The 6,684-nt window shown below is 53.2% G+C and carries 4 protein-coding genes; 1 reads left to right on the forward strand and 3 read right to left on the reverse strand.

Annotated features, from left to right (window positions below; all coding sequences use genetic code 11):
- Positions 1-78: 78 nt before the first annotated feature.
- From ACT6RZ_RS07750 to ACT6RZ_RS07760, 3 genes are all read right to left on the reverse strand, one after another.
- Entirely contained in the window at positions 79-1,047 is a 969-nt protein-coding gene (locus ACT6RZ_RS07750) for a zinc-dependent alcohol dehydrogenase family protein (RefSeq protein ID WP_444701546.1), read from the reverse strand.
- Positions 1,048-1,110: 63 nt separating this feature from the next.
- Positions 1,111-1,413 carry an ArsR/SmtB family transcription factor gene (locus ACT6RZ_RS07755; RefSeq protein ID WP_444701547.1) on the reverse strand — a complete coding sequence of 101 codons (303 nt, stop codon included), beginning with the start codon at positions 1,411-1,413 and terminating at the stop codon, positions 1,111-1,113.
- 201 nt (positions 1,414-1,614) lie between these two features.
- The gene (locus ACT6RZ_RS07760; protein WP_444701548.1) at positions 1,615-4,581 is read right to left on the reverse strand and encodes a DUF6701 domain-containing protein; all 2,967 of its coding nucleotides are present in this window, start codon (positions 4,579-4,581) and stop codon (positions 1,615-1,617) included.
- Between the two features lie 529 nt (positions 4,582-5,110).
- On the opposite strand from ACT6RZ_RS07760, the gene ada reads away from it, so the two are divergent.
- Positions 5,111-6,172 carry a bifunctional DNA-binding transcriptional regulator/O6-methylguanine-DNA methyltransferase Ada gene (gene ada / locus ACT6RZ_RS07765; RefSeq protein WP_444701549.1) on the forward strand — a complete coding sequence of 354 codons (1,062 nt, stop codon included), beginning with the start codon at positions 5,111-5,113 and terminating at the stop codon, positions 6,170-6,172.
- Positions 6,173-6,684 lie beyond the last annotated feature (512 nt).

A 6,684-nucleotide genomic window follows, 5' to 3' on the forward strand; every position in this document is an offset into this window, starting at 1 on the left:
AGATTAAACTTCGTGGTTAGTTGAGTCTTGAGTTGAATTGCAGACGACAACTGTCGTCTGCAATTCAATCCGAGCTGATCACACGCTTGATAATACTTCGATGGCGATTTTCCCCCGCAGACCATTATTGGGTGTCTCCAGCAGGGCGTGCGCCAGTGGCAGGTCGGCCAGGGAATATACGGCACCGACGTGTGGGCGTAGCTGGCCGCGTTCAACTAATGCGCTCAGCTCATCAAGCTTGCCGCGATTTTGTCTGGTGAAGACTAAGTGATAGCTGGCGTTTTTGCCCCACGCCTGAATGATGTTTTGCGGCTGTGCGGTGTCTACGATGCTGACGATACGGCCTAGCTGGGCCAGTGCGTCAGGGCTACGCGACAGGGTGTCACCGCCTATGGTGTCAAAGACGACATCCACGCCATGCCCAGCGGTTTCTCGCATGATGGCAGCTACATAGTCCTCTTTTGCATAATCGATCACAATGTCGGCACCCAGGCTGCGCACAAACTCAAAGTTGGTTTCACGCACGGTGGTGAACACTTTTGCGCCCATGGCTTTGGCGATCTGGATAGCGACGTGTCCTACACCGCCTGCGCCACCGTGAATCAGGATGCTTTCTCCCACTCGCAACGCGGCACGCACGACCAGCGCTTCCCATACCGTGCCGCCTACCAGGGTCAGGCTGGCTGCTTCAAGATGGCTCAACGAGGCAGGCTTTTTGCCTATGATACTTTCGGCTGCTACGTGATATTCAGCATAACTGCCTGGACCGTCGAATATTTGCGGGGTGTACCAGACTTCGTCCCCGGGGGAGAAGGCCGTGACCCCTGGCCCGATCTTTTCTACCACACCGGAGACATCGTGTCCGGTGATGGCCGGCAATGGCACAAGTTCAGGATAGTCGCCACGTCGGATCTGGTAGTCCAGCGGGTTGATCGCAGTCGCGTGTACCCGCACCAGAACTTGTCCCTGCCCCGGCACAGGCTTGGGCACCTCGCGCAGTTGCAGGGATTCAGGGCCACCAAAAGATTTAAGTACTATTGCTTTCATTTTAACACCTCATTTCGATAAAAAGGAATATCGAGAAATATCGATATTATGTGGTAAAAAAAATTACAGGTCTTTTCCTATCAGCTCGGCAAGCGCTGCGATGGCTGCTTCATTACGCTTGTAGTAAGTCCACTGACCGATACGTCGCACCTCAACCAGGCCTGCTTTTTGCAAAGTGGCAAGATAATCAGACACCGTTGACTGCGATAAACCAACGCCTTCCTGGATACTACTGACGCAGACGCCCTCAATGAGCACATCCCCTTCGTCTTGCGCAGGGAAGTTATTCGCCGGATCTTTCAAGCCTTTTAAAATTTGCAGGCGTGTACGATTCGAGAGCGCTTTAAATATTTCTAGCAAGTCCATGCTGCTATTATATCGATATTTACCGATATGTCAATACGTTGCCGCTGAAGCGCACTGACAGCAAACCTGCCCAGGCTCAATTTGAATGGAAAACTGTCGCCAATAGCCGTTTGCCAGCGCGTTTAAGTGCTTGATTTTTTTCATGCAGGGCTAGCGATGGATCGCAGGTGACAGCTGGGCAGGCGCAGCCAGCATTGCCAGTTAAAAACTCTCACGCATATAAATGATCTGTGTCTTGTAAATACCAAATGTCGCGCGCGCATTGGGGGCGGTGCTGCCAAACCACGGTGAGAGTATGCCGGCGGTCGCCGATATGGGGGAGCTACTCAGGCAGGTCTGGTCGCCCGGAGTGAGTGTGCCCAGATTGACCGCGATATCTACACTGCCGGTGTTAGGCTTGCCGTCGGAGCCTATGCCGGGCGCGGTGAGCTTCAGGGCCAGTTTGCCATTGCTCATGGTGGGGCTGCCAGACAGGTAGGTTTCGCACGAAGCAAGGTTGCCTTTATAATTTTTGAGGGCGATGCTATTCAAAGGGATAGCGGTGCAATTGTCGCCTGCACTCCTGACATAGGCGCTGCCATTCCAGTATTGCGCTTCAATCTGTACCGGCAGTGCCAGCAATTCTGAACCATGTGCACTCTGCATATTCAAGCGGCCATATAAATAAGTCACATCGGATGACAGCGTGGTCTTGCTCGAAGAGATAGCCACACCTGCATCTACATATTGTGGTTGCGCAGACAGCGTGATGGTCTGTGGGCTCACGGGTGAGTTCGGGCGTGAGAGGGTATGCGTCGCAACGATATTGGCCACCCCCTTGACCCAGTTGCCTGTGACCGGCGGAATAGTCAGGCCGCTACTTAGCGTGGCGCCATTGAGCGGCGTGGCGGAGAACTGGTATTTACTCCAGTCTGTCAGCAGAAAGGCAGGGGAGCCTATATAGTTCTGCGTGGTATCCCCGGCTGCATTTTTTGCTGTGAGTATGAACGGGGTGCTCAAGCCGGGTGCCGTGGCTGTGCCCTGGCCGTAATATGAAAATGCGCCGCAGGCTTGCGTCACCCCGGGGCCAGGTGTGACTAGCAAATGGTCAGGTACGAACCTGCCATAGTAATAAGCGCTCAGTGGGACGTGGCCAAAAGCACATGCCTGCATGTTACCCAGTGGCAGAAAGCCTGTCGCGCAATCGCCGTTAGCCGCATCGACCTGGGTGTAGGTATCGTCATAGACCGCATAAGGCTCAAAACGGAAATAACCAGTTTCACTGTAAGTGAAATTACTGCCGCTGGCGCTGCCGTTGGCCGAGCTGGAAAATAGCCCTGCCAGCAGGCCGATTTTGACAGCGCCCGTATGGGCGGCAAGCCTGGTGGTATCGATCTTGGGCGTGCCGCTATAGTTTGAAAGCCCGGTCGCCGCAGTCAGGGTGAATGTGCTGCCCGCTTTGACCGCCGGGCTGGCCGCGACATTCAGTCCAAGCAGGCTATCGGCATTGGCGTTGGAGGTGACGCTGGTAAACGCCTCCGGCCTGACCGCAAAGTTATCGGTGGAGCGTGAAGTCGGGTTGTTGGCATTGCTGTCGGTGACCTGGCAGCGAATATTCTTGTAGGCATTGGCAATGGTGGTAGAAATGGTTTTTCTGCCGTTGTCTGTGCTGGTAAAAGTCACGTTTTGCGTGCCTATCTCTGCAATGGCGCCGGTGCAGGTCTGGTTGGCTAATATGGCGGGGTCGCCACAATCCACAAACTTCAGGGTCACGGTCTTGCTGTTATCACCCTTGGACACATAGGTGGTATTCACGCTGCTGTCAGCAGACAGGGCGACCACATCAGTATTAAAAGCCGTGTTGGCGACCTGGGTGTATAAATGCCCGCTTGCGGCGTTGGTATTGGGAATAGAAGGGTCTATGCAAGTGAATTTGTTGGCGGGGGTTGAGCAGCCATTCACTTTGTAGCTCCACAGGTTGGAAACACATGAGGTGGTCGAGCACTTGCTACCGTTAAAGCAGCATACCCCGGTGGTGGTGGAGTTATATTCCATCACGATAGACCACATGTAACTCGAAGTCGTCCTCGCGCAACCGGCGATCTTGCCCCAGTTATCGATCACGCCGGTGACACTGACCGAGTTGTTGATCTCGGATGAACTGTCGACAAACACATTGGTAGTCACCGCCGCCAGCAAGGCTCCGCTATTGGATATCTGCACCGCCCCTTGCACGACAGAGCCGGAATACAGGAATAATTGCGCAGACACCTGCGAACTGGCGGTGACGCTGCCATTGATCACGCTTTGAAACGCCGAAATATACGAAACTCCCAGCCCCGATGAAGTGGCCGTGATATTGCCTGCCACGGTAGAGCCGCTGCCTAGCACTATGGATGACAGATTGGCGATAATTGCGCCGTTGTAGCTGGTGTTGCTTGAAAGCGCCCCCACCACGTTGCCTACACTGACATCAGCCCCCAGCACGTTGTTGGGCCCGTTCACTATTAGTGAGCAAGCACTGCAGTTGACGGTGGATGAGATATTGTTGCCGCCGGAAAGGGTGACCGAGCCTATGCTGGTGGAGATATTGCCGTTGACCACGGCATTGCTGTTCAGGGTCACCAGCCCGGTCGCGCCCGTGATATTGCCATTGACGACCGCATTTGATAATAAGATCACTGAACCCAGCCCGGTTGCCGAGACATTGCCGGTGACTGTTCCTGAGACAGTGATACTGCCATTGGTGGTGGTCAAGTTGCCTTTCACAAATGCAGCTGCCGTGGTGATGATGGAGTTATTGCCGGCGCTGATGCTGGCATACACCGTGGGAAAAGACATGGTCACCAGACCCTTGGTCACCAGGGTCACATTCGCCGCTTGCGTGGCGCTACCCAGGTTAAAACCGCCTATGGTCAGCAGATTGTTAAAAGTGACAGTGACATTGCCCGCATCCAGAAACTGCACATGGTCCTGAATGTTCAAGCTGTTGGCGCACGTGTACACACCTGCGCTGCCGGTGCAGCCCGGAGGCATGGGTGCGCCGGCAGCGGCCGGGAAAGAGTAAAGTGCCTGGGCAGCCATGCTGGTGAGAGCCAGCAGTAAAAACAGGCAGAGAGCAATGATCCCGCTAAAAGTGGGTCTGCTAAATGCTGGTCTGCGACGCAATGAAGTAACGATATATTGCATGTCCCATTTCCAAAGGCAACTAAACCCCATTTGCCGGGCTATCCTGTCGTCTGAAAAGACTTATTTGCAGGATAATTAATTTGTGTAAATATGTTTACATGTATTTATACAAATGGCAATAACTTAAATAGTGTTAGTTGTTTGTTAACATTTAAGTGTCAGGAAATTCTTTAAAAGCGAACAGCGTGGGGTGAGATACCTCCCCTGGTCATACTTTTAAAACAAGGAACTGATGGAAAGCGAACGGTGACGGCGCAGCAGCATGCTTGAAGCTCATTTAACAGCGTTGCTGTTACCATGCTTGAATCTTATTTCACAACGATGCTGTTAAATAAATGCATAAAGGCATGGACTGCTTTTTTTGTAAAAAGTTAAATTTATATAGTTTATATCTGCAAATTTAAAGCGCAGGCACATGCATGGCAAACCCAGACCAGGCTGAGAGGTAATTCAAAAGCAAGAGTCAGAGTGTTTGCAGGCTGATTCTCATGTATCTTGAGTCCATTCAAAATAGATGATGGAAGATAGTATGGCTAACCCCACAGTAGCGGTCATCACTGATCCTCGCTGGCAGCAGGTATTGGCGCGTAACGCCCAGGCCGATGGGCAGTTTTTCTACGCAGTGAAAACAACGGGTGTTTACTGCCGCCCTTCTTGTGGCGCCAGGGCACCGCGCCCCGAAAATGTCGCCTTCTATTTAACAACGGCTGCCGCTGAAAGCGCCGGATTCCGCCCGTGCAAGCGCTGCAAACCTGATCAGCTGCCATTGTCTGCAGTGCATGCAGACAAAGTCGCGCAAGCCTGCCGTTTGATAGAATCTGCCGAAGTCATGCCTACGCTGACCCAACTGGCCGCTCACGCCGGGCTCAGCAGCTACCATTTTCACCGCCTGTTTAAATCCATGACCGGCACAACGCCGAAAGCCTATGCCCAAGCCCATAGAGCGCAAAATATGCGTAAGCAACTCGCCGGCGATGCGACCATCACCGATGCCATCTATGCCGCAGGCTATGCGTCGAATAGCGGTTTTTATGATCAGGCCTCGGCAACGCTGGGCATGCAAGCCAGGCAATACCGCAAGGGCGGTGCAAACACCACTATCCGCTTCGCGCTGGCCGTATGTTCTCTGGGCAGTATCCTGGTTGCCAGTAGTGATAAAGGCATATGCGCCATTTCTATCGCCGATGATGCTGAGGTGATGCTGCGCGAGCTGCAAGACAGGTTTCCAAAAGCCCAGCTCATAGGCGGCGATCAGGCATTTGAAGCAAAAGTGGCCGCCGTGATCGCGTTTGTGGAATCGCCGCGCCTGGGGCTGAATCTGCCACTGGATATTCAGGGAACCCTGTTCCAGCAACGCGTATGGCAGGCCTTACGCGAGATCCCGGTGGGCACGACAGTGACTTATACACAACTTGCGCTGAACATAGGCATGCCCAACGCGATCCGTGCGGTGGCCAGCGCCTGCGCTGCCAATACCCTGGCGGTGGCAATACCATGCCATAGAGTGATCAGGCTGGATGGCTCCCTCTCAGGCTATCGCTGGGGTCTGGCGCGTAAACAGGCCCTGATAGAACGCGAGTCTGAAACATAGCGATAACTTCGGGCCGTTTCCAGCCATCTTCAAATCACATCACGGGCTACACTGGCAGCTGCCAGACCTGCTGTCCTGCTGTCCTGCCAGACGACATCACTTCAATGCGACTCCGCAAGCATGGCTGATCTTGCAGCCCCGCGTGCACCCACAAAGGCCAGCCTAACTTTGCCCTGCACCATGCAAAGGTAAAATACTGTTAACGACGTCAGGGTTTTTCTGCTCTCAGCGATTAAACAAGTATGGGGATGTGAATAAGTAATGTTCCTGATTAATTCAGGATATTTTCCCGATGATGATTTTGCATATTGCACATAAGCATGGTTTCTAAACCGGCGGGTGCCTGGCGCAAGCAGTTTAATTTTTAAGGGGTGGTTTGTGGACTTGGTACCTGACATCGTAGATTTAGTGCTGTATCTGCTGGGCGTGCTGTCGGTGGTGGTGTGGGCCATCATCATTATCAAAAGCTGGGCCTGGTACAAGTCACGCAATGAGGCTACAGATTTTCTGTC

The sequence above is a fragment of the Methylophilus sp. genome (genome assembly GCF_052437885.1).
Lineage (GTDB): Bacteria > Pseudomonadota > Gammaproteobacteria > Burkholderiales > Methylophilaceae > Methylophilus.

What these genes read in the sequence shown, in the direction of transcription:
- ACT6RZ_RS07755 (WP_444701547.1), bottom strand. Translation starts at nt 1,413, where the DNA reads ATGGACTTGCTAGAAATATTTAAAGCGCTCTCGAATCGTACACGCCTG.
- ACT6RZ_RS07760 (WP_444701548.1), bottom strand. Translation starts at nt 4,581, where the DNA reads ATGCAATATATCGTTACTTCATTGCGTCGCAGACCAGCATTTAGCAGA.
- ada (WP_444701549.1), top strand. Translation starts at nt 5,111, where the DNA reads ATGGCTAACCCCACAGTAGCGGTCATCACTGATCCTCGCTGGCAGCAG.
- ACT6RZ_RS07750 (WP_444701546.1), bottom strand. Translation starts at nt 1,047, where the DNA reads ATGAAAGCAATAGTACTTAAATCTTTTGGTGGCCCTGAATCCCTGCAA.